General features: G+C 25.0%; 15 protein-coding genes. 2 read left to right on the forward strand and 13 right to left on the reverse strand.

All coding sequences use genetic code 4. The annotated features are described in order from the left end of the window. Nucleotides 1-7: 7 nt before the first annotated feature. From V2E26_RS02175 to V2E26_RS02235, 13 genes are all read right to left on the reverse strand, one after another. On the reverse strand, nt 8-4,885 hold the full coding sequence (locus V2E26_RS02175) for a valine--tRNA ligase (RefSeq protein ID WP_330463239.1): 4,878 nt from the start codon (nt 4,883-4,885) through the stop codon (nt 8-10). Beyond that, nucleotides 4,885-5,892, reverse strand: a complete 1,008-nt coding sequence (locus tag V2E26_RS02180; protein ID WP_330463240.1) for an ECF transporter S component — start codon at nt 5,890-5,892, stop codon at nt 4,885-4,887. The genes V2E26_RS02175 and V2E26_RS02180 overlap by 1 nt, the downstream gene beginning before the upstream one ends. An 87-nt stretch (nt 5,893-5,979) precedes the next feature. Beyond that, entirely contained in the window at nt 5,980-7,065 is a 1,086-nt protein-coding gene (locus tag V2E26_RS02185; protein WP_330463241.1) for a YihY/virulence factor BrkB family protein, read from the reverse strand. Then, complete coding sequence (gene gatB / locus V2E26_RS02190; RefSeq protein WP_330463242.1) at nt 7,049-8,473, reverse strand: Asp-tRNA(Asn)/Glu-tRNA(Gln) amidotransferase subunit GatB; 1,425 nt, start codon at nt 8,471-8,473, stop codon at nt 7,049-7,051. The genes V2E26_RS02185 and gatB overlap by 17 nt, the downstream gene beginning before the upstream one ends. Then, a complete protein-coding gene (locus tag V2E26_RS02195; protein ID WP_330463243.1) occupies nt 8,466-9,791 on the reverse strand; it encodes an amidase family protein in 1,326 nt (441 codons plus the stop codon). The genes gatB and V2E26_RS02195 overlap by 8 nt, the downstream gene beginning before the upstream one ends. Next, nucleotides 9,784-10,083, reverse strand: coding sequence for a glutamyl-tRNA amidotransferase (locus V2E26_RS02200; RefSeq protein ID WP_330463244.1), 300 nt, complete (start codon nt 10,081-10,083; stop codon nt 9,784-9,786). Before V2E26_RS02200 ends, V2E26_RS02195 begins: the two co-directional genes overlap by 8 nt. A gap of 15 nt (nt 10,084-10,098) precedes the next feature. Continuing rightward, nucleotides 10,099-10,932, reverse strand: a complete 834-nt coding sequence (locus V2E26_RS02205; protein WP_330463245.1) for a pseudouridine synthase family protein — start codon at nt 10,930-10,932, stop codon at nt 10,099-10,101. Next, entirely contained in the window at nt 10,925-11,548 is a 624-nt protein-coding gene (gene scpB / locus V2E26_RS02210) for an SMC-Scp complex subunit ScpB (protein WP_330463246.1), read from the reverse strand. The genes V2E26_RS02205 and scpB overlap by 8 nt, the downstream gene beginning before the upstream one ends. Then, nucleotides 11,538-12,344, reverse strand: a complete 807-nt coding sequence (locus V2E26_RS02215; protein ID WP_330463247.1) for a segregation/condensation protein A — start codon at nt 12,342-12,344, stop codon at nt 11,538-11,540. Before V2E26_RS02215 ends, scpB begins: the two co-directional genes overlap by 11 nt. 26 nt (nt 12,345-12,370) lie before the next feature. Beyond that, on the reverse strand, nt 12,371-13,159 hold the full coding sequence (locus tag V2E26_RS02220) for a lysophospholipid acyltransferase family protein (RefSeq protein ID WP_330463248.1): 789 nt from the start codon (nt 13,157-13,159) through the stop codon (nt 12,371-12,373). 20 nt (nt 13,160-13,179) lie between these two features. Continuing rightward, complete coding sequence (locus V2E26_RS02225) at nt 13,180-13,482, reverse strand: 4'-phosphopantetheinyl transferase superfamily protein (RefSeq protein ID WP_330463249.1); 303 nt, start codon at nt 13,480-13,482, stop codon at nt 13,180-13,182. A gap of 95 nt (nt 13,483-13,577) precedes the next feature. Continuing rightward, on the reverse strand, nt 13,578-14,915 hold the full coding sequence (locus V2E26_RS02230) for a C1 family peptidase (RefSeq protein ID WP_330463250.1): 1,338 nt from the start codon (nt 14,913-14,915) through the stop codon (nt 13,578-13,580). Nucleotides 14,916-14,924: 9 nt separating this feature from the next. After that, nucleotides 14,925-15,626 carry a potassium channel family protein gene (locus V2E26_RS02235; protein ID WP_330463251.1) on the reverse strand — a complete coding sequence of 234 codons (702 nt, stop codon included), beginning with the start codon at nt 15,624-15,626 and terminating at the stop codon, nt 14,925-14,927. Nucleotides 15,627-15,890: 264 nt separating this feature from the next. On the opposite strand from V2E26_RS02235, the gene V2E26_RS02240 reads away from it, so the two are divergent. Both V2E26_RS02240 and V2E26_RS02245 read left to right on the forward strand, forming a co-directional pair. After that, on the forward strand, nt 15,891-17,444 hold the full coding sequence (locus tag V2E26_RS02240; RefSeq protein ID WP_330463252.1) for a TrkH family potassium uptake protein: 1,554 nt from the start codon (nt 15,891-15,893) through the stop codon (nt 17,442-17,444). 10 nt (nt 17,445-17,454) lie between these two features. Next, complete coding sequence (locus V2E26_RS02245; RefSeq protein ID WP_330463253.1) at nt 17,455-25,458, forward strand: hypothetical protein; 8,004 nt, start codon at nt 17,455-17,457, stop codon at nt 25,456-25,458. The last annotated feature ends 35 nt before the right edge of the window (nt 25,459-25,493 follow it).

Below are 25,493 nucleotides of genomic sequence, written 5' to 3' on the forward strand. Positions count from 1 at the left end.
CCAAATTTTATTTTGATTTTTTCTTTAGTTCTTCTTCATAAAACTCTAAGTTTTTTCTATACATCGACAGCTTTTCTTCTTTTTCTTTAATTTTATCTGGTGATGCATTTTGCATAAACTTAGGATTGTTTATAAATTTTTCGTTGAATAATATTTCTTCCTTAGTTTTTTCAATTAACTTATTTAATTCTATAATTTCATTAGCTTTATCTTCTTCACGTTGGTAAATATATACATTACCAAAACTTGTTTTAATTGAAAAGTCTTTATTTTCATTAAATGTGAAATTTGATAATTTAAAAATAATTAATTGAGATGACAATGATATTTGTAATCCTTCAACAAAATAGCTTAAAGTTTCTGATTTTGATATTTGTTTATCTTCTCTGTATTTTCTTAATAAAGTAATTAATTCAATCAAGTTATTAATTTTGTTGGTGTCAAATTCTTCATCAACTTCAAAATTACTTAGTTCGTTTTCTAATAATTCTTCATAATAAATTTGTTGGAAAATATAGTCTGTTAAAAACGGCATATATGGATGGAGAGTAATTAAAATTTCTTTAAATAAATAATGTATGAAATAATTATTTTTCTTAAATTTTAAAAATTCTAAATATCATGATGAAAACTTATTAATGATAAAATCTTGAATATGTTTATACACAATTGTAAATTCATATTTTTTCATTGCTTCGTCAATGTTTTTACTCATCTTTATAAACTCTGAAAAAATTCATTTATCAAAGTCATCTAATTTTGAAAAATCAATCTTTTCTTTAATATCAACAGGTATAGCTTTAATTAATCTTGCAATATTTCAAAACTTATTAATAAATAATCTTGAAGCTTGGATTTTTTCATCACCAAAGTTTATATCTAAGCCAGGAGTACAATTAAATATTAATGACATTTTTAGAACATCGGAACCATATTCATCAATAACTTTAATTGGATCAATACCATTTCCTAAAGATTTAGACATTTTTCTACCTTGTGAGTCTCTTACTAATCCATGTAGCAATACTTCTTCAAAAGGAATATCGTTCATGAATTCTAAGCTTTGGAAATACATTCTTGACACTCAGAAGAAAATAATATCATATCCTGTTACTAATAAACTTGTTGGAAAATATCTTTTTAATTTTTCTGTTGATTGTGGTCATCCTAAGAATACAAATGGTGCAAGCGCTGAACTAAATCATGTATCTAATACATCACTTTCTTGAACTCATCCTTCACCTGGACTTTTTATTTGAACAAGTATCTTATTATCTTTATATCAAGCTGGAATTCTATGTCCTCATCAAATTTGTCTGCTTATTGTTCAGTCATGAACGTTTTCCATTCATTTAACTAGGTTATCTTTAAACTTGTTAGGTATTATTTTTACACCATTAGAAGAATCTAGATTTCTTAATAAATCATCAGAAAGTGATTTCATTTTAACAAATCATTGTGGCTTAACCAAGATTTCAATCGGTTCTTTAGATCTTTCACTATGACTTACAATTGAAGTTGTTTCTTCTATTTTTTCAATAAAACCATTCTTTTCTAAATAATTTGCAATCTTAGATCTTGCTTCGAATCTGTCTAAGCCTTCGAAGTTTCCAGCTAATGAATTCATTAAACCATTATCGTTAATACATTCATTAATTTCTAAATTGTTTCTTTTTATAATTTCAATATCATCAATAGCATGTGCTGAAACTTTCATAACACCAGTACCAAATTCTAAATCAATAGAATCAGATGAAATTATTGGCATTTCCTTATTTGTTAGTGGATGAATTATTTTTAGATCTTTTAACTCTTTAAAACGTTTATCATTTGGATTTAAAGCAAGTGCAACATCTGAAAACATTGTTTCAACTCTTGTTGTGGCAACTAAAAGGTTTTGTTTCATACCTTTAATTGGATATTTAATGTAATACATTTTTTGCTTAGTTTCAACAGGAACTACTTCAATATTCGAAAGCGCTGTTTTTAATTTTGGATCTCAAATAATCGCTTTTGTATCACGATATATCAATCCTCTCTCAAACATATCTACAAATACTTTTAAAACAGCTTCATTAGCATCATTATCAAGTGTAAATCTTTCGCTTGTATAATCTAATGCTAATCCTAGTTTTGCTCATTGCTTATTAATATTATTTGAATATTCTTCTTTTCATTTTCAAATTTCTTCAATAAACTTTTCTCTACCTAATTGATATTTATTTTTCCCTTGTTCGGCTAATCTTTTTTCCACAACTGCTTGAGTTGCAATTCCGGCATGATCCTTACCTGCAACCCACATAACATCAAAACCTTTGATTTTCTTATATCTTATTATTGTATCTTGGATATATGTATCAAGGGCATGACCAATATGTAATTTTCCAGTTACATTAGGAGGGGGTAAAATTATGGTAAAAGGTTTTTTATCTAAGTCATGACTTGAAAAAGATTTCATATCAATTCATTTTTGATGCATTCCTTTTTCAACTAGTTTATGATTGAAATTCTTATCCATATTATCTCCTGTTTTATTGTTTATTTTTTTAGTTATATCAATAATAATTTGTTCTGAATATTCTTGTTTGTTATCAATTTTTTTAAATGTATTTTTTTCTTCTCTATCAAATAAAAATAGATCTCTTAATTTTTGATTTTTTGTATTGTGTTTATTGATTCAATTAGTTAGCTGGTATCACTTACATCATACGTAATGATCTGGTTCTATTTCGTACTTAAATATATTTTCAAAGTCATTAATTTTTTTAATGAAATCATTGTAATATTTATCTAGATTTTCTTCTTCTTTGCCTAACTGTTTTTTAAGAATAGGGTTTATTGGGTTATCCATTATTATATTTGTCTTACCCTGTTCAATAATTCTTGAATTATAAAGAATATTTAAATCGGTTGTTAATTTAGAAGCAATGTTAACATTATCTAATAAATATATACCTAAAGCTTCTTTATCTAGTATATATGTATTAATTTGACTCAATATTTTAAATTGATAATCTTCATTTAATTTTTTAATATTGTTGCCGACTATTAGCAAGCTTGGATTGTTAAAAATTAGTTTATTTAACTCAAGTGATATTTTTTCATCTAAAGTTAAATAAGATAGATTCATAGCAAATTTTTCTAATGAAATGTTTGAATTATTAAGCACCTTGTATATACTTGATTTTAATATTAGCTTAGGAACCTGGACCTTAACATCTATACTATTTTCAACAAACTTTTTATAACTTGAAAACTGGTTAAATAATTGCAACAGCAAACCTTTAGATTCTTTTAAAAGGTTTAATGATTTAAAAAATGGGTCAGCAGAAACTAATTCTGTATCAGTTGTATCATCTGTATTCAAGATTATTAAATAATTTAATAATTGATCGATTTTTTTATCAATTATTTTTAACTCCTTAGCATTTTTTAAATAAATTGGAGTTGCTTTGTCGTTGATTTCTTTTGTCTGGTGTTTAATTACCTTACCATGGCTTTCGATGTTTCAATGATACTCAGCTTCTTTCTCAAAAACATCATATTCATACATTTTCAAATCATGAATTTTGAATGTTTCTTGATTTTTATTATCTTCTTCCAGAATATAATTACTTAATATTATTTCTTCAGTTTTTTCTTCGATTTCTTGTTTTAAAATCTTAAAACGTTCAAAGTACATTTTTGAGTTATTTGCAAGCATCGTTTTTGATACTTGATGAATCTGTTTCTTTAATTTTCTCTTTGTTCCTGTTGGTCCAAGATTATTTATTTCAGTAATCATGCTATCTCTTAGATCATTAAATTCCTTAACAAAGTCAATGAACATTGAATGATTTAAAAATTGAATTTGTGTTATATTTTTTTTAAAGAAATTAAAATATATTTTATTAATGTAATATCTTGAATAATAGTGAAGAAAAGATTCTGGTTTTAGGTTTCTTTTTAAATGAAATTTATTAAAATTTATTTCTTGTAAAAAATCTTGTTTTAACTTATAAAAATACTTTCTTACCGCCATTTTCTTAGTATTTTTAAATTTAATGATTTCTAAACTTTGTAATGCTCTTTGTCATATAGATTTTTTAGAATTCAAAGAATTTTCTTTGGCTTTTTTATTATTTAATAAATCGGTGTACTTCTTTTTTGCTAGTTTATATTCTTTATAATTTAATAAAGTTTTACCGCTTTCATAATTGTTAATAGTTTTTTCTAAAAAATTAAAGAAATCAATCTCATTGGATTGAATTATTTTAATAATTTGTTTAATTAATCGGCTTATATCTTGGATTAAAAGTATATGATCATTACGATCTGATTTTTCTAAATGTTCTTTTTCATGTATTAATAATAATTCTTTTAATTCTTTTAATAAAGATTGAATTTCTGTTTGAAGATCAAAATAAATTTCAGAATATTTTAAATGTAAATGATATTTTGAATCTTGATAAAAGTCATCTCATTTTTTATTTAAAACAGTTGTTAATAAGTTAATGACATTACTATTTTTAAAATACTTTTCTAAATATGAAAATACTGTTTCTTTAGTTTTATTTTCAAATAAATCGTCATTTTCAAAAGCATATGATAAATTACTTTTGTAAAGTATATCGTTATTATTTATTAGTGAATATTTTTCGTCAGATTGCTTAAATTCTATAAAGCCCTGATACGAACTATTACTTGATTTATTGTTTGTTAGAAGCTTAAAAATTGCATTTTTTGCACTATCATCATTACCGACAATGCCTAAAATACTGCTTTTAGATAACTTAAAATTTAAGTTGTGTACTAATGTTTTAAAAACTTTTTTATTATTTTCTTTAACTCTAAGTCTCTTCTTTAACTCTAAAACTCTTAAACCAACTATCCTTTTTCTATCCATTAGAATCTGTCACCTTCCTTTGATTTAACTAAAGAAGCAACAACCTTATAGGTAGCTAAAATAATTGCTAAGTTGAAAAATATTTTAATAGGGCTAGTTAAGGTTTGACCAGTGAAGTTGACTCAAAAATCAGTTTTTAAGGTTGATGTATCAGCTCATGCTAATAATACTGTGTTTGCGAGTTCCAATACTGCGCAGAACGTTATTATTGCCATGACCTCTATAAATGTTTGGAACCTTTTTCTTAAAAATAAACGATATATAACAACAAATAAAATCATCCCCATAAAACCAGATGTTGTTAATAACATATAGAATGTTCTATTTTTAATAAAACGGTTGTGTTCAAAAATAGAATCGTCTAATTTTAAAAATATCGCCATTATTAAAAGTATTTGAATTGCTAAGAAAATAATCGTTGATATAAAAGAAAAATTTATCATCGCTGTTGGTTTTTTCTTAGTTTCTAATAATATAGTTTTAACTTCATAAAAAGCAATTCTTTCTGAAAAATACTGTAAATCTTCTGAATTACCTTTTGCTAAAGCTTCTGCAAACTGGATTTTAAAAAATTCAATTATTTGTTTAAATTTAAAAATTCTGTAATTTCTTGAGAAAAATAACTCATTGATGTTGAAGAAATAATATGCAGCTAAACCGGGGACAAAGCCAGCAACGGCAACGGCAAGAGTATATAAAAAGTTATAATAAGTAGGAACTAAAGCAAAAGAGATAAAATCAGCTAGCACTCCAGTTATCATTCCAACGATTGGACCAAAGATAAATCCTGTAATTTTAATCGGTAATCCAATAAAGCTAAATTTAAAAGTTGGCAATGCGCTTATTGGCAAAATTCTTACTGAAATTAAGAAGAAAACTACTGAAATAGCAATTAAAACACCCACAAAGGCAATTCTTTTTGGGTTTCATTTTTTAAAGGAAATATTTGTTTGAGCTCTAAGTCACTGCAAATAGTGCCCTAAACCTCCTGGTAATTTTGGATTCATACTAATTCCTTTAGTTTTTTAATCTGATCTCTTTATATTAAATAATTATATTATTATTTAATTTATCTAATATGTAAAAAATGCTTATTAATATTTGTGGCTAAATCATTTACTTTTTTGCATTATTGGTAAATTAATAAATGTTTTATAAAAACTCGAATTAACAATTACACCTGTGTATATAAAATACGTCATAACACTTAAAAGTAAAATAATGTACATAAATGAGGCAACTACTCCAAATTTATTATAGTCAATTAACGACGTCAGTGAGCCAAAAAATATAATATATAGCGAAGTAGGTATTGAAACTACCAATGCGCCTGGGCTAACATGCGAAAATTTAATTCTGAAATTAGGTGCAAATTTGAAGAAAAATAAAAATGCTATATAAGTTATTATTGGTAAAAATAATATTGTTGGAAGTCAAAAAATTAATTGAAACTCTCACGGCAAACTTTTTAGTGTCGTCTTATCATTAACCGATATTGAAAAAACATTTTTTAAAATAAAGTTTAAGAATGAAGAAATAACTAGTAAAAGAATTGTTAAAGAAAAAGTTATGATTATACTTGTTAAAAATCCTTTTACTCTTATTTTTCAAATTCCATTTAATGATTTATGTTCATATAAGGCGTCAAAAGAAAGAATAAATTTACTATATCCCTTTGAAGAAATTCAAAGAATTGAAATTGTAAGAAAAATAAAAGCTATCGTTCCACCCGCACTTTTTCAAATATCGTTGAAGGCAGGCATTACATCCTCAATTCCAGGTATTAACTGCCCTAAAATCATAACCTTAATTATAATTTCAAACTCAGGGTTAATTGCGCCAATAATACCTATAACTAATCCTAAAGTAGGAATGAATGATAAAAATAAATACATTGCATATCCCGAAGGCACAAAAGCAAATTCATTAGAATTAATTTTAGAATATGTTGATTTTACAATCTCTTGTCCCTTGACCTTAGAACTTTTTAAATAATTAGGAATAGCAATAAATAAGATTCCATAAATTATTGCTTTAATTATTTTTTCGACTATATTTTGTTTTTGCCTATTTTTAACTATTTGTTTAGAAGCAAAAGATGTTGATCGTTCTTTATTTTTTTTGTCTTCATCATCCTTGTCTCAACCAGTTTTTAAAATATCCTTATTTTTTTTCTTCATATTTTTCCTTAATCATATTATTTAGTTCAAGGATATTTGCTTTTCCACCTGTTTTTTTCATAACTTGTCCAGTTAAAAATTTTATTGCTCTATTATAGTTAATTGTAAATTCATTTTCTAAGGTTGGATTTTCAACAAAAATTTGTGCAACAACATCTCCAAGAGAAATTTGTATTTCTTTAACAAAAAAGTTATTTTGATTAACTATTTCTTCAAATGATAATGTTCCATTTTCATCGTGAAGTCTTAAAATGTTTTTGATATTATTCTTGTTTATTTTTCCATCAATAACTCAATTAATTAATTTTGACATTTCATTGATGTCTCATTTTTGGTCACTTATTGTTTTTTGATTTAAATTTAAAAAAGATACAATATCTGAAAAGAATATATTTACAGTCTTTTTGAAATCTTTCGTTTTTAAATCATCTAAAAATTTTGAATATTCGATGTTATCAATTAATTGAGATATTTGAACATTATTCAAATTATTTTCAATATATCTTTTTTCCTTCTCATATGGTAATTCCTCAATTTGAACACTATCAATTAATTCTTTTGATAGTTCAATATATGGAATATTAGGTTCTGGAAAATACTTGTAATCAATAGCATCAGTTTTAGAACGCATTGAAACAGTTATGTTTTTGCTTTCATCAAACCTTTTTGTTTCTTGTTCGAAAGTTTTATTATTTTCATAACAATTAGTTTGATATTCAAATTCATATTTTATTGCTTTTTCAATGTTTGATGTTGAGTTTAAATTTTTTACTTCAATTCTAGTATTAAGATCGCTAGTACCTACTTTTCTTACAGAAATATTTAAATCAACTCTTAAACTTCCCTCATTCATTTTTGCATCAGATATATTTAATGCTAATGCAGTTTGCTTAATTGCTTCAACGTATGCAACGGCCTCTTTTGCTGAATGAATTACTGGGTTTGAAACAATCTCAATTAACGGAACTCCTGAACGATTGTAATTTAAAAAAGTGTGATCACCCTCATGCAAAGATTTTGCAGTATCTTCTTCCAGGTGTATTCTTTCAATATTAATATCTTTTCAAATACCATCAACTTTTATTTTAATAGTTCCTTTTTTTCCAATCGGGTTAAACTGTTGTGTTATTTGATATCCCTTAGTTAGGTCTGGATAAAAATAGTTTTTTCTGTCAAATCTAATGTTTGGATCTATTTCCATATTTAAAGCTTTTGCTAATTTTATACCTTTTATAATAGCTTGTTTATTAACAATAGGTAAAGTACCAGGATATGCTAAATCGATATTTGAAACATATATATTGGGTATAGAAGTATATTGATTGGGTTGTGAAGAAAACATCTTAGTTTTGGTATTTAACTCAAGATGAATTTCAATTCCAATTACTAATTCTCAATTATTATTCATGAAACTCCTTTAATTTCTTTTCGAAATATAATGAATATTCAAATAATTCGATATCTTTGTTTCTTTTAACATCAAACGCAATATTAAACGGAAGATTAGTTTGTTCGTCTATACCTAGTTTTATGCTTAATGAGGGATTTCCAACTAAGTTAGAATAAGTTAAAATATAATCTAAATATGATTTATATTTTGGTTTTTTATCAACCTCAGGAGCAACATCATTTGATGCAGGATATATAAAAACGTCTGCAATATCATGAATAGATTCAAAATATTCCACCAAAACACGACGCATTTTTTTTGCTTTTACAAAGTATCTTAATTGATTTTCTTCTTTTAGAAAAAATGAACCTAATATTAATCTTGATTGAACCATTTTGCCTAAATATTTTGTTCTTGATTTTTTAAAGGTTTCACTTCAATCTTTTTCTTCTTCTCTTTGTCCAAACGAAACACCTGTTAAGTTTGAAAGATTTGATGAAGCTTCTGAAAATGCAATTACTTTATAAATTACATCAATAGAATTTAGCATTTTTATATTTTCTTCAACCTTTATTAGTTCAATGCCGTCATCAGATAATTTCTTTAAAAATTGTTTATAAGATTTAGCAATTGACGGATTTAATTTATCAAAGCAATCTAAATATGCAACTTTTTTTGGTTTGTTTTCTTTTATTTTTTGATAGTTAAAACTTAAATCTATAGAGGTTAAATCATTTTTTAAATCTTGTTTATATAAAATTGAAGAAAGTTTAATTAAATCATTTACTGTATGTGTGAAATAAGCAACTGTATCTAGTGATGAAGCAAACGCAAATAATCCATACCTACTTATCGCACCATAAGAAGGTTTAAAACCAATTTCACCAATATTTGAAGCTGGTTTTCTAACTGAGTCTCCCGTATCTGAACCGATTGCAAAATCAATATCAGAATCAAAACTTGCAGCTGCCCCCGAAGAAGAACCGCCAACAAGGTGATTAAAATTTAACGGATTTCTTACAAGACCATAAGCTGAATATTCACCTGATCCACCTAATCCGAATTCATCTAAGTTAGTTCGTGCAACACAAGTTGATCCATTTTCTTCTAGTAATTTGATGACTGTTGCTTTGTATTGTGGTTTAAAATTTGAAAGAAAAAGGCTTGAACCTCTACATATAACATCTTTATCTGCATAATTGTCTTTTATGGTAAAAACAGTATTTTTTAATAATCCATCATTTTTTAATTTTGCATCACTAAAAACATAAGAAATAGCATTATTAGAATCGGATGATAACTTAGAAATTATTTTTTTAATATCTTTATTACTCATTGACAACCCTCTTCATTACAACCATTTCCTCATTTTTATCAAAAGCGTTTTCCAAAATATTTTGTTTTGATATTTTTGTATCATTGTTTTCAACATCGTCTCTTAATTTATCAAATGGTATTTTTAGTTCATTAATATGTGAAAGAGCTTTTACATTATCTAAATTTAATTGATCTAAGTCATTAAGCTGTTCATCAATAGAAGATAATAAATTTTGAGTTATTTCTAAAACTTCTGTAGATGGCTCTAATAGTAAGTTATTAGCTATTTTTTTAAAATCGTGTTTAAACATATAAGATTCCTCTTCTTATCATCTTGGTTGAGAAATGAAAATTTGTTCATTGTACTCTTCAAATTCTTTTGGAAGATTCAAAAATTTCACAGAATATGAATGTAAGTACATTCTTTTAGCTCTTTTTCCACCGTATTTAACATCTCCTAAAATTGGAGATTTTAGATATTCAAGAGTAGCTCTAATTTGATGTTTCTTCCCGGTAATGATTTGAGCATAACTTCTATTACCTTCTTTATAAAGAATTGTTCTTGCTTTTATACCAAAATCTGGATTAACCTTCATTTTTTCATTTTTAATATCTTTTTCTAATCTAACAGTTATATCTAGTTTTTCCTGATTAAAATCAGCAACAAATTGATAAACTTTTTCAAAATGTTTTTGGTATTCATCAAAAACGACCAATGTTTTATAGTTTTTAGCATAAACTACTAATCCACTAGTTTTTTTATCAATTCTTCCTATTGAAGCAGGAACAAAAGAAGAAGTTTTTTTAAAATTTAAATATTTATGAATTTGATCATCTAAGCAATTTTCTTCGGAATGCATAGCAATATTTACAGCTTTATCTACTATTAATAAATTTTTATCTTCATAGATGACTTTAAAATTTATATTAGATGTATTTCTTTTTTCTGGTTTTGCAACTTCTTTAATTCCATAAACAACAATTTCATCACCTAATTGCAACTTGTATTGCTTATCATTAGTTCTAATCCCGTTTACTTTTACATCTTTTTCTCTAAAAATTCGTTCAATTCTTGACTTAGGAACATTATCACAAACCTTAATCAAATATTTATAAAGAATCCGACCAACATCGTCTTTTTTGGCTTTGAATTTATTCATTAAAATTCTCCTCTTCTAAAAAGATACCATCATTATTTGTATCACTTCTTTGTGAATCGAATAAATTAAAATCTTTATCAATAATTTCTTCATCAACATCTGAATAACGACTAAATTCAGGGAATGGTGGTAATTCAGCTAGTGTTTTAATCTTAAAGTAGTCATAAAATTTATTTGTTATACCATAAAGTATTGGATTGCCAGGAGTTTGTGCAACACCAACTTCTTCAATAATTCCTTTTTCTAATAAACTGGCGACAATACCATCACTTACTACACCGCGAATGTTTGAGATTATTGAACGAGTAACAGGTTGTTTATATGCAACTATTCCAGCAACTTCAATTGCAGCATTTGATAATCTTTGTTTTCTTACAATTGTAACAAGTTCAGAAATATAATCCTTAACAGTCTCGATTGTTAAAAATTTATAAACATCATTAAATTCATGAACCTTGATACCACGATCTTGATTATTAAAAAACGTTTTGAAATCTTTTAATATTTTTCTTCCTTCTTGAATTGTATTTAGTTTAAAAATATCCTTAACTTGTTCAGAACTTAATCCTTCGCTTCCTTGTATAAATAATAATGCTTCGATAATTTTATTCTTCATATTCTATTCCTTTTTTAAATGTTATTATACCTTCGTCTTCAACTTGTTCTAATATTACAATTTGCTGTCTTGCCAAATCCAAAACAGCTAATAATGTAATAACAAAATGTCCCATTGTTGGCACACTAAAAATTTCTTGAAAAGACAATTCATTTTTAAATTTAAATAATTTTTTTATTCTTTCTTTTTGTTCTTCTGGGCTGACTGATATTGTAGAAATTGTTACATTTCTAATAAGTTCTGAATATGTTCTTTCAAACATTTTTCTTAATGTAATAACTAATTTTGAGCTATTCGAATGACCATCTAAGACACTATGATCCACTTCTTTTATGAATTCATCGGTTTCTTCTGGATTTTTTGAATATAAGTATTGTCTTTTTTCTTCTCGTTCCTTTAACAAGACAGAAATTTCTTTAAATTTTTCATATTCAGCAATTTGTTCAAGCAATCTTTTCTTTTCTTGCTTTATTTCTTCTTCTGCTTCAGGATCTTGCAACAACATTCTTGCTTTAAGTTGTAGCAAGGTTGATGCCATTACTAAATATTCAGAAGCTACATCAATTTCGTAAGACTTAATGTTTTTTATTATTTCTAAGTATTGAGTTGCTAATTCAAAAAGATCGACTTCAAAAATACTGATATTCTTATCACGTATTAATGTAACTAATAAATCAAGTGGTCCATCAAAATTTGATAATCTAAAAATATGTCTATCGCTTTCTTCGTTTTTTATTTGTTCTTCATTTTCTTCAAACGAAATCTCATTAACAATTGGTTTAGTAATTTTACTCATAGCTTTTACTCTGCTTTTTTTCTAAATTAGTTTCTTTTTGTATATTTATTTTTTAATGTTTCTTTTGAAGTGATTATTTGATCAATATAATCAGATGCCACAATTTGTTGCACTCAGGTTGCAAAGTCTTTTTTATCTAATGTTTGGAATTGTTGAGGTTTAATTGCCTGATGGAATTTAACAGTAACAACTAATTTGCCATTTCTATTAGAATCTAAGGCATTGGCTGCGTTATTTATTGTTACTGGTACTAAAGGAATATATGTTGATTGAGCTGTTAAAAATACACCAGAGTTAAAATTACCTAATTTTCCATCTCTAGTTCTTGTTCCTTCAGGAAATATAACACCACAAGTTTGATTCTTCTTAACATGTTGTCCAAATTCTTTTAATATTGCTAAAGCTTCCTTAGGTTTATTTGCGTTTATATAAAATGTATCAATTAATTGTCCGATTTTGTAAATAGATTTTTTCTTTTTAGCTTCTTCACGAGCTACAAAATTTGAAGATCTAGATCTTCTTTGTCCATCACCATGATTTCATAAAGCTGAAATAATAATTAATGGATCTAAATATGTTGAATGATTTGGTGTTAAGAAACAAGGACCACTAGGAATATTATCAAAACCTTCTACTTTAACTTCGACATTTAAATGTCTTAAAATATTTGAACCATATTTTTGTAAAAAGTATTGTTTTTCACCTGGTTTGTAATATTCAGGCATATTTCTGTTACGTCTTGCTTTTGCAAGCAATTTTGTGTAGTTATGTAATAATGGTAAAAATCTAAAAAATTTTCTTGTCTTTAATTTCATATTTAAAACTCCTAACTTTTTTATGACTTAAATGCAACAGCTACAATATATCCATCTTCGTTTGTAGTTGATAGCTGAAAATCATTAAATATATATTTACCGCTCTCATTTTTTTTAATAAGTATTTTTCTAAATTCAAAGAAATTATTATCAACCTTAAAAATACATTCCTTCAAACTTCATCTAGTCGCTAAATAAATCGGCTTTTTATCTTTGCTTAATTTATTAAATTCAATAATTTCAGTTGGATGCAATATTTTTTGAATAGCAGAATCCTTAAGTTTTTTAAATCTCTTAATTTTAGTAAGATCAACTGAAATCATAAAACTCCTTTGGTAAATAATTATTAATTATAAATTAATAATCACTTTTGAATATCAAAATATAAGAAAAACGCTCTACAAACAGAGCGTTTATTTTATTCATCACACAAAGGATCAAAAGGAGTGATTGTTGAAATTGGTTTATTAAATGCTTCCAATACTTCTTTAGGCAAGAATTTTTTATCGACAATAGCCATGTAATTATAATCCGTAAATCATTGATCGCTCATTGATCAAAAACCTTTATGACCAATATCGCTACCTCAACTATTTTCTACTTTTCAATTTATAGCTTTATTATTTTTATCTAAATTTACACCGACCATGTTCATTGCGTGAGCAATAACTGAAGCTCTAGATTCAAATTTTTCTGCTTTTGAAAAATCTGGAGTTTTTGTCAAGGTAAGATCAAAATTAAATAAATTTGAATCTAAGATACCATCTTTATTTGAAAAAGTAGAAACATCACAACCAAATCAAACAGCTTCACCTGATTTAATTTGTTTAATCATCACATCTTTCATAACTTCAATATCAACATTAATCATTGTTAATGGATTTCCACCGACCATATTATTGCATAATGGAGCTTGAATAATTGAATTATGTTCAAATTTATTTCTCGGATCTGACACTAGGTCAACTTTTGATTCAACAAATTCACTCAAGTATTTATTGTAAAAATCAGTTGGGCTCATTTCATCTAATGAAACATATTTTTTATCCTTATCCATAAATTCGAATTTGAATTTTTTAGGAGGCTTACCAAGTGATTTTACCAAAATGTTATAAACATCTTCTAATGCTTTTTCTTTCAATAAACTGATTTGCTTTTTGTCTTTTGAAATTGCAAATTCTTTTCTCATTTTAGCTGTATAAGCCTTTAATCTTCAGTTAATTTGAGTTACCATATCACCTGTTGATTCAGAACTGAACGATTCATTCATTGCTTCTTTTGTAACGATTCCATATTTTTTAACTAAATTTACAAAAAATTCTCAATATCCACCATCAGAAATTGGACTTGCATTAAAATGTCTAAATAATCTGTCTTCATTTTCTAGTTCTAATCCGTGGTTTTCAACTCAATTTAAGTAAAAATTAGCTTTTTCAAGTTTATCAAAAAAATGAAGATAATTTTGTGATAATTCGATAGAATCAGTATTAAAGGTTTGCATAAGTTTGATTCTAATAGAATTTAGACCCGCAAATATTCAACATCTACCGCTTTGTTTTTGATTAGTTATATTTCCAACTTTTGTTTCATGTGAAAAAACAAAATTATGTTTCTTAACAACTTCATTATTTAAAGAACTTTGTTTTAATCCATTTTTAAAAATAGCAGATTCTATTACTTTGTTTGAAAGATCACTTTCATAGTTTTCTTCGAATTTATCTATTATATTTATATTTAATTCATTCATATTATTCATTATTCCTTATTATTTATTTTTATTATTTACTCTTGTACAAAATTCTGTCACGTCAATAATGTCTTCTAATTTACCAATAAAAGTGATCAAATCGTTTTCTTGAATTTCAAAATCTCCGCTAGACAAGAAAAACTTATCTTCTCTTTTAATCAATGAAACTAAAACATTATATTTACTTCTAAAAGATAAATCTCTAATTTTTTTATTAAAAATTTCATTGTTTTTTATATATATTGATGAACTGACAAATCCGTCTTGAATTTCAACGATGTTTTCTGTAAAATTAGTGATTGCATTATCAGATACTAAAATGGCCGTTTTTTTGCCAGTTTCTTCTTCTGGTGAAACTATTCAAGTTACTCCAATTTGTCTTAAAACTCTTGAATGACGTGAGTTTGATGCTCTTGCAATAACTGTTTTAACGCCAATTTCAGAAAGTGCGGCCACTATTTCTATATTATTTGACGTAGCAACTATTACAACATCAAATTCTTTAACATTTAATGATTCTAATGTTTTTCTATCCGCACAGTCAGCGATATAAATACTGTCCACTTCATCTTTAAATTGCAATAAATGCTTTTCATCTTGATCAATTAAAACCAATCTTATATTGCTATTTCTATCCGATAAAAGTTTTTGAACTATTGCTTGTCCAAAACGTCCAATTCCTATTACACAAATTTCTCTTACTTTTCTAAATAGTTTCATATGTTCTCCTATAAAAAAGATCTTAAATAATAATAAAATCTTACCACAATATTTTTTTATGGTTAACCATAAAATAAAATATAATGCTAAAAAAACCTTATTTTTTAATTTAATTTTATTTATCATTATTTTTGCTTATAAAAACCAACTAAACATCTGTTTTTCAATTTAAATTAAGGTTATTTTTCAAAATTTAACTTTTTGATAATTCTACGCTAATATTATGAAATAATATTTTTTTTATTTTGCTATATAATTTAGCAAATGAAAAATAAAAGAATGAATGCAAAAAAAACAAATATAGTTCTTAGATTCTTACGTAAGCTTGGCGCGGTAAGATATATTTTTATTATCTATATTTTATTCACAATTTTCATATCATTATTACTATTTTGAAATGTATCTCATAAAAGTGATTTAAAGGAACCTGTTAAGTATATTGATGCCTTATTTGTTTCTGCGTCGGCCTTTAGTGATACAGGATTAACACCACTAGTCATATCTGAAACTTTTAATGCTTTTGGTCAATTCTTAATAGCTTTAAGTATGGTCGTCGGTGGTATTGGGATATTTACATTTAAAATCTATATATTCCAATCCATTCTAGGATTAAAATCCAATATTTTTAGTAATCTTGTTTCACAGACGGAAAGAGGTTCTATTACTGTTAGTGAAACTAGAAAAATGATAAAAATAGCAATTTCATTTTTAATAATTACAACAATAATTGCTTCTTTTATCTTTACAATGATTTTATATTTAACTCCAAATGATAATTTTGTATCTGAAGAAGTTTCATCACTAAATCCAATTTTATTTAACAATAAGGTAGTTATGAAACAAAATGAAATACCTTACAATAATTTTTTACAATCATTAAAATATGGAATATTTCATTCAATAAGCTCAATCAATAATGCTGGATTTGATTTATTTGGTAATAGAAGTTTGCAACCTTTTTATAACAATTACTCATTTCAAATTGTAACAATAATTACGTTTTTAATTGGTGGTATTGGATTTCCAGTTATCTATGATATTTGAAAAAAAATACAATCATTAGATAAAAACAAACCAAATCACAGATTTCATTTATTCACAAAATTTACAATAATTACTTACCTATTTACAACTGCTGTTGCTTTTGTATTAAGTGTAATATTAGAATATTCTTCAAAATCAAAAGAAACATTCTGATACCAAGAAGAGTATGGATCAATTGGAGATAAATTATTCGCAATTTACTTTCAAGTAAGTTCAACAAGATCAGCAGGATTTTCAACTGTAAATTATTATAATTTTACTCATTCAACAATAGTCCTACATAGTATATTAATGTTTATCGGTTTCTCTCCGGTATCAACCGCTGGAGGTATAAGAAATACAACTATTGCAGTTATATTTTTAAGTATTCTTACAATGATGACTGGAAGAAGAAGAATTAATGCTTTTAAAAGACAAATTGGAAAAGAAACACTAATAAAGGCTGTAAATGTTTTTGCCCTTGCTATTGTTTTAGTATTTACAGTAACGATTATAAATTATTCAACCTTGCCAAAAGATACAAAACTTGTTGATAATTCACATTATCCAATGATTTTTGCATCGTTTGAAGCTTGTTCAGCCTTTGGTAATACAGGACTTTCAACAGGATTATCTTCTGGAACAAATAATTTACACATTGCTGGAAAATTAAGCTTGATCTCAATTATGATTATAGGACAATTCGGTATTCCTCAAACTATCAAAATATTTGGAAGAGGAAAACCTGCCCCAGAACATTACCAATACATTTATGAAGATGTATCGATAGGTTAGGAGATTTCTTATGAAAACAGGAAAAATCGTTAAAAAAGTTGGAAAATTTTCATCAGCTTTAGCCCTTGGCTTAGTAATGCCTGCATTATCTGCAGCGTGTGATTATGAAAAAGAAGAAAAAATTGATACAAATAAACCAAATCATCAAAAACCTGTTAGTGGCAAAATTAATTATGTTGCTATAGGTGATGATTATGCTATTGGAAATAACAATAGTGATAATGCAAAAAACAAAAACTTTTTTGACAATCAAACTAATGAAGTTTATGGATTATCATATGCTTCATATTTAGCTAATTCAATTTTATTATTAGATGACGAAAAGACAACTCTTAATAAGTATGACAACTTAGGTATTTCATATTCTACAACTAAGGATTGACTTGAATTATTAAATCCAAAACAATATTCTAATTTTAATTCATTATCCAAAACACTTGAAATTAATAAAAACTTAAACTTGGTAAATAATAACTTAACTTCAAACGAAGTAATTTCTAAAATTAAAGATTCTAATTTAATAACAGTTTCTTTAGGTTTAAATGATATTTTTAAAAAACACGAACTTCTTTCATTAGCCCTTAATAACTTTGAAAATGAAAATCAAAAAAATGACTATTTAAATTCGTACAAACAAATAATAAGTATTAGATTGAATGAGTTTAAGAAAAACTATTTAAACGTAGTTAAAGAAATTAAATCAATCAATCCAGAAATTAACATTAATTTAACTGGTTTTATTTCGCCTTTATTACATCCTATAAAAATGAACGTAACTGAAGGAATTAAATTAATATATGAAATAACTGAAAAATTAAACAAAACAATTTCTGACGTTGCAAATGAAACACAAATAAACTACTATTCTTTAGATAATAAAAACTATCTGTTATCAAATGTTAGTAAATTTTCAACGGATTTTTTCAGCACTCTACCAAATAATAATGCTTATAAAAAACTTGCTCAAGATATTTTTTCAAAAATGTCTATATCGAGTAGTGAATATAAGAGATTATTTCAAACAGAAGAAAAAAATCAAAGTAATATTGCTATTGAATTTTCTAAAAAAGCTACGACAATTAAATCATTGATTTTAGGAATTGTCGGTACAGATGTTGATACATACAGAAAACCGTACCCATTTGAAAGAAATAATTTAAATAGTGAAATTACAGATTCTGAAGAAAATAACATTTATTCACAAAAGCTTTTAACTGAATTAAAGAATTACTTTTATACCCTTGAATTCAAAGATAAAAAAATCTTTATTTTCAACATATTTAACATTTTAGGAATTCATAATGATGAAGTTAGACAATGATTTAACAATATTTATGAAGAATATAATAATTTAGAAAATAAAGAACCTTTATTAAACTTTTTCGATCAATTCTTTGACTCAGAAATTATTCAAAATCTATTAAATCAAGCAAATCTTGAAATATCAGAATTGATCGCTAAAAAATCACATGAAAATATTAAATTTGAAGAAATAAGAAATAAAATTAATGAAAAATTAAGAAATAAAGAAAATATTTATTACATTTTTAAATCAGTTCTAAATAACAACTATTTAAGTAATGAAAAAAATAAAGAATTTGCAAATAAAAATATAAAAAACTTATTAAAACTTGTATTTTCATCAAATGTTGTAAACAAAATATTTCCACAAAGAATTTCAGCTATTTGAAATAATGCAGTTAAAAATGATCAAATAAGCTCAAAATTTGATGAGTTGATAAATAAATTAGTTGAAAATTTTATCTCAAACCATGAAGAATATTTCAAAAGTACAAGCTTTGAAAAATTTATTAACTCAGTTTTTAGTGATGCTAAAAATGAAATAATTCTTTTATTCTCATCTGTAATTAATTGAATTAAAACAGATGAAATATTGTTCGATGAAATTCTTAAAAGGTTAGTTGAAAACTTAAAAGACATTTACAAAATAAAAGAAGAAAGAACAGAAGATATTTATTACTTCATAAAACACACAATAATAAATATCGATAACTTTAAATATTCATATGAATTTTTAGAACTTTTTGTTGAAACAATATTAAATCTTCCCGAAAGTAATGAGACTTTAGAATCAGCAACATTAATTAAACATTTTGTAAAAGGTTTAATATTTAATACAAGCAAGGCAAACTCAAATAATAGAATATTTTTTAACCTAATTAGTAATATTCCAAGCGTAGAAAACCTAGATGAAGAAAAATATAAAAATGGAATGTTATATTTAGGAGTTGGTTTAGTTGATGCTGAAAATTATTTAAAGGCTGACAAAATAAGTGGATTACTTGATGAAAATCTAAGATCTTCTATTCTTAAGTTTTTTGAAAATATTACAAATAATGTTGATAATGAACTTAATGAAAATGGTAAAGAATATATTAAGAAATTAATTTCGCTTTTAATTGATGACATAAGTTCAAAAAATAGTTTATTAAATCAATTAATTGATAAACTAGGTAATTACATAGTTATATATCCATTGACAAATTACATTAAAAAAACTGGTTTTGAAAAACAGATACTAGATTCGAATCCACAAATTGAGAGTATTGAAGAATTCATTAGAAATGGTTATAAAAATATTTATAGCTCAATTAACAATACAAACGTAATTAATGAAGTAAAAAATCTTGCATTTGATCTAATTGACAATGGTAATTTATATCAAAAAGATAACTTCTTGCACTTTACAGTTTCAATATTAAAAAGAATTGACGAAAACGGAATTGTCAACATTGTAAAAACATTATTGAATGAATTAGCTACTGAAAATAATGGTAATTTATTTACAGATATTTTAGCTACATATTTAAACTCTCATTTAAATATTCAATTAAATAACAATGAAAGACAATTAGTTTCTACATATATCAAAAACTTTTTAGAAACAGTTCCAAGATCAGAACTATTAAATTACTTTATTGATAATTTTAAAGAAATCATAAATTCAATTGATTTAAATGCAATAACTGATTTCCAAAAACTTGGTGATTACTTAAGAAATGAATTATCAAAATTATTATCAAATTCTATAAATTCAAACGTTATTCAAAAGGCACTTGATTTACTAAGTTTAAAAAATTCTGCTAGCAAAAATGGATTTAATCATTTCATTAACGTAGCTTCTATTTTCTTAAAAAATGATGATATTTTAAATTTAATATTAGAAAAAATAAATCTAAGACAATTAATTTCAAAACTTCCAGAGTATATAAATGTTTCAACACTACCTGAAGAAATCCAACAAGATGTCTCGCAACTAATACAAAATACAACTGATATTGCTATAGAAAAATGAGATACTCAAATCTCTTCAAAAATTAAAGAATTAATTAAAAACTCGGTTTCAAACGAAAAACTTAAAAAAGCACAAAATTTAAATGAATTACTATCATTAGTATTTAGTGAAAATAAAGAATTTTTAAAAGATTTCTTAAATGAAGTAATTAACTCGTTGGTTTTATCAAGCGAGCAAAATAAAGATAAAATAGTTGATATAGCAACATACTTCCTACAACAAAAATTAAATTATAAAAATGTAAGTCAAGAAGAAAAAAATAATGTTAAATCAATATTAAAAAAAGGTATTGACTTTGCAAATAAAAATAAATTATTTAATTCTGTAGTTAATGGCTTGCTTGACACAATTGAATTTAATATTAGCAATTTCGGTATTCAGTTTAGTAAATATTCATGAAATAAAATCGGAGACTTTATTAAGTTTGAAGATGGTATTGATTTCTTAAATTTAATTGAAGAATTTTTACTAGATACAATTTCAAAAGATGAAGTTAAAACACTTTTAAAAATTGCATTTATTAATATTCCGACCATCTTATCACTAATTAAGATAGATAACCTAGATAATAATCAAAGCGGCGGTAATGAAAGTGATACAGAAAATGTAAATAATGAAACTGCAAACGCCATTGATATAAATAAAGTATTTGAACTAATAAACAAGATTTTAAACAGATTATCTGCAGATAATAGAAAAGAATTAATACCATATGTTGTTGATGGTATTTATGAATTAAAAGAAAATAAACAAATAAAATCAATTCTTTTAAAACTATTGAAAAATCAATTAAAAAATCTAAATATTCAAAACTTAAAAATCATTTCTCAAGATGAAAACCCTCTTGAAACGTTGCCGGAATTAATAATTAATAAAATATATGAATTAATTCTAAGTTCAAACAACAAAGAACATTTTGTAAAAATATTTGAAGGTTTATTCGTAAATGAAGAGGACATAACTATCGAACCTAAGACATTAATTCTTAAATTATTAAAAAACATTGAAAATAATAAAATTGATGAGTTTATCAACAACAATTTAAATGTTTTATTAAGCGATGGACAAACCACTGAATTAATTTCGAAAAGTATTATAGTTTTACTAAAAACTCAATTATCTATTGATTTTAGTCAAGAAGAAATAACTGAAATAACTTCTTATCTAAATTTATTATTAAAATCATTACCAAATAATTCACTATTTAATGAGTTAAAAACTACAATTTATAACAAAATAAAAGAATTAGGCGATGACTCGACATTTGAAGATCTACAAAATAAATTCAATGAATCCTTAAAATCATTCTTAACATTTGATAAAGAAAAGATGATTAAAATATTTAATTTACTAATCATTAAATCAAATGATACAAACGTTGATCAACAAGCAAAATTAATAAAAGTATTTTCAATTCTTTTAAACAAACAACAACTTCGTGATTATATTTGAACTAATTTTGATCTTAAAACATTAATAGTAAATTCAATTAAAAACATAGAAGTACAAAGCCTGACTATACAAGATGAAACTAAAAATCAACTAAAAAACTTAATTACAAAATTAAGCGAATTTGTTGATTCTCAATTTGATGAACTAATAAAACAAAACATAAATGAATTAATTGAAAAAATACTATTACCAGAAGTAATTAATGAAACCCCATCATTTGAAGAACTTATTAAAAAATTCTTATCAACAAATAAAGAATGATTAATTAATAAAATTGATTCAATCTTTAATTCTTTACTTTCAAAAAATGAAGCAAATGATTTGAAAGACAGTTTAGCATCATTCCTAGTTGAATTTATTTCCGAAAAATTAAATAATCTAACTTTCGAAAATCAACAAAAGGATGAATTTAAAAATTTTATCAAGAAACTTTTAAATTCAATACCAAACTGAGGTTTAACAAAAGGCATTACCAAATCCGCTGTTGATCTTGTAATTAAGAACGTTAATGAGAATAATTTAAACTTTGAAGAATATGATTTTAATGGACTAATCGACATTATTCAAATATTAAACTCAACAAACATAACAAAAATTCAAGAGTTTTTAATTTCATTAGAATCAAAAGACTTATCGACAGTTATTCTTTTAATAATTAATAATTTTGAAAAAATTGAAAATCTTTTTGTAGTATCAGAAAATAACTCTAACCCTTCTGCTGAAAATAATGAAGAATCAAATACTAATAATAAAAACAAACACATTATTCAATTTAATGAAAAAGAAGGAATTCTTTTAAATATTGAAGTAGTATTTAAATTAATTAAATCTTCATTAAGTATTTTAGAAGGTCAAGATCGTGAAACAATTAAAACTAAAATTCCTGAGTTAATTAATAAAATAAAACAATCAGAAAAAATAAAGAATTACGTTGGTTCAAAACTTGATATTATTACTAAATTAATTTTAAATGAAGATGCAAATGCAACAGATTTTGCTTCAAAAACAAAAGAAAAAATAATAAACATTTTATTCGAAGAAGAAACGACAAAAGATTTCTTAGTAAATATAATAAATAGCTTAATTGATCTAGATAAGAATGCACTATCTTCGATTAATACGATGAATGAATTGGTTAGAAAATTACTAAGAGATAATAAAGATAATATAACTAACTTAATCAAAAAAGTCATTGAAAAAGCAAATGAAGATCAAGATTATATAGCAAAAATGTTCAGCCTAATTATTAGTGTGATAAATAAAAATTATTCTTTCGATGCAACAAGTGATGAAATAAATAATATTTCAACATTATTAGCAAGAATAGTAAAAAATCTTACAGATAAAAAAATCACAACAGAGGTTATTTCTAAATTATTTGAAGGCTTAATTAATATTAATATTTTTGATAATGAAGGCCACTTCAATGGAGAAGAACTAAAAAATAATGTTATCAAATCATTAAAATTAATCGATTGAAAATCATTATTTACCTCGGAAAACGTTGAACAATTATTTAAATCAATAATTGGTTCAAACATATCAAAAGAACAATTAGTAAGAGAACTAAATGCATTATATTCATACTTAACAAGAAATATTCCAAAAATAACTAAAAATAGTTCAAATAATGAAAATGCAGGACAACCTTCTTCAAATACAGAAAATAATGATAATAATACTTTCTTAAGAAACATTGAAGGTACAATTTTCAATGTTCTTGTAGGTTTAAATGGTTCATTAGAACCAAATCAAACCGAGCAAAAAGAAGCTATTATTGAATTTGCTCATAATGTATTTAAAGACCAAATTAAGAAAATTGATTGAAAAGCAATTGATCAAGAAATTATTCCAAAAGATGAATTACAAATTATTGTTGATAAATTCTTGGAAAAACCTATTTTAAAAACTCTTATTGGTGATATTGTTACTGACTTTTTCACAAAACCAAAAATTGAGGCTAATAATATTGGTGAAATTGTAAATAAAACACTTTCTAAAGTATCTGAAAAATTAAAAACTAACGTTACAAAAGTTATTGAAGCCGTTATTGATGATACCGACTTAATTAAGATAGTTGTAAAACATGTTATGGATTATCTAAAACTTGAAAATACAACAGATGAAGACACAAAATTCCTTACAGAGTTAATTATTGCAATTATAAGAGACTTAATAAAAACTGATTACTACAATAGAAAAGTTGTAAAAAGAAGCGTCGATCATGTTGTTAACTACAGTAAAAACTTTACAATTTTTGAACCCATAAAATGATTAAATGATGCAATCAATAAAATAAAATCTGGTTTCTCTTTTGCAGATGTTAAAATAATTGCGTCATTCATTGGAAATGATAAGGCTATAACTGGTGAAAGATTAGTTAAATTAATTAACCTATTGTTTGGAAAAAGTAACTTATCTAATTCAGTAATTTATAATGCATTAAGAAATATTAATATGAACCCTGATAGAACTAAACGTACTAATATGCAAACACTTAATGATTATATTAGCATAGGAAGCATAAGTTCTTCTTCACCGAGTGCTCCTTCAGATGATCCAGATAATATTCAACCAGAATTAGATGCTCTTAAATTAATGGATGAAATTTTTAAGATACTTGAACAACAATATCAAAGAAGCTCAGAAGCTTGAAATGATAACTTTAAGATACGTTCAAAATCAGAAGAATGAAAAGCTGTTTATCGTTTCAAAGTAGCAATGGACTTTATTATATTTGAAGTATTTGGACGTGAGTCATTAGTTTCAGAACGTGATGTAAGTAGAAGAAAAATTAACCTGTACACTGGTGTTCGTTCAATATTATGAGAACTTCAAGAAGGAACAAATATTTCTGCAATTCCATTTATTAATTCAAAATTCTCTGGTATGCAAAGATATTTTGGAAGCATCAGACATAGACGTCAATTTACTAACTATGTTAAAAAAGAAACTGGTTGAGGTTTTTGAAAAACTTGACATTACTATGATGAAAACGACTATGGTCCTGAGTCAATAACATATATAATTACAAGTTCGGGTTATAAACTTCAAGAAGAAAACAAACTTACAAAATTCAAGTGAAAAGTTAGAGAAAATGGTCCTCAATATGAAATTTCTAAAAAAGAATATATTCTTCTAACATTAAAAGAAGGTGGATACGGTAAGTTTATGAAACTAAATGACCGTAAATCAGATTCAGAATGATCAGAACTTGATAGAGTTAATAAACAAGATTTCTATTAATTTATAATATCGATAAATATTAAAGTAAATTAATG

It is taken from the genome of Metamycoplasma gateae (genome assembly GCF_036352135.1).
GTDB lineage: Bacteria > Bacillota_I > Bacilli_A > Mycoplasmatales > Metamycoplasmataceae > Metamycoplasma > Metamycoplasma gateae.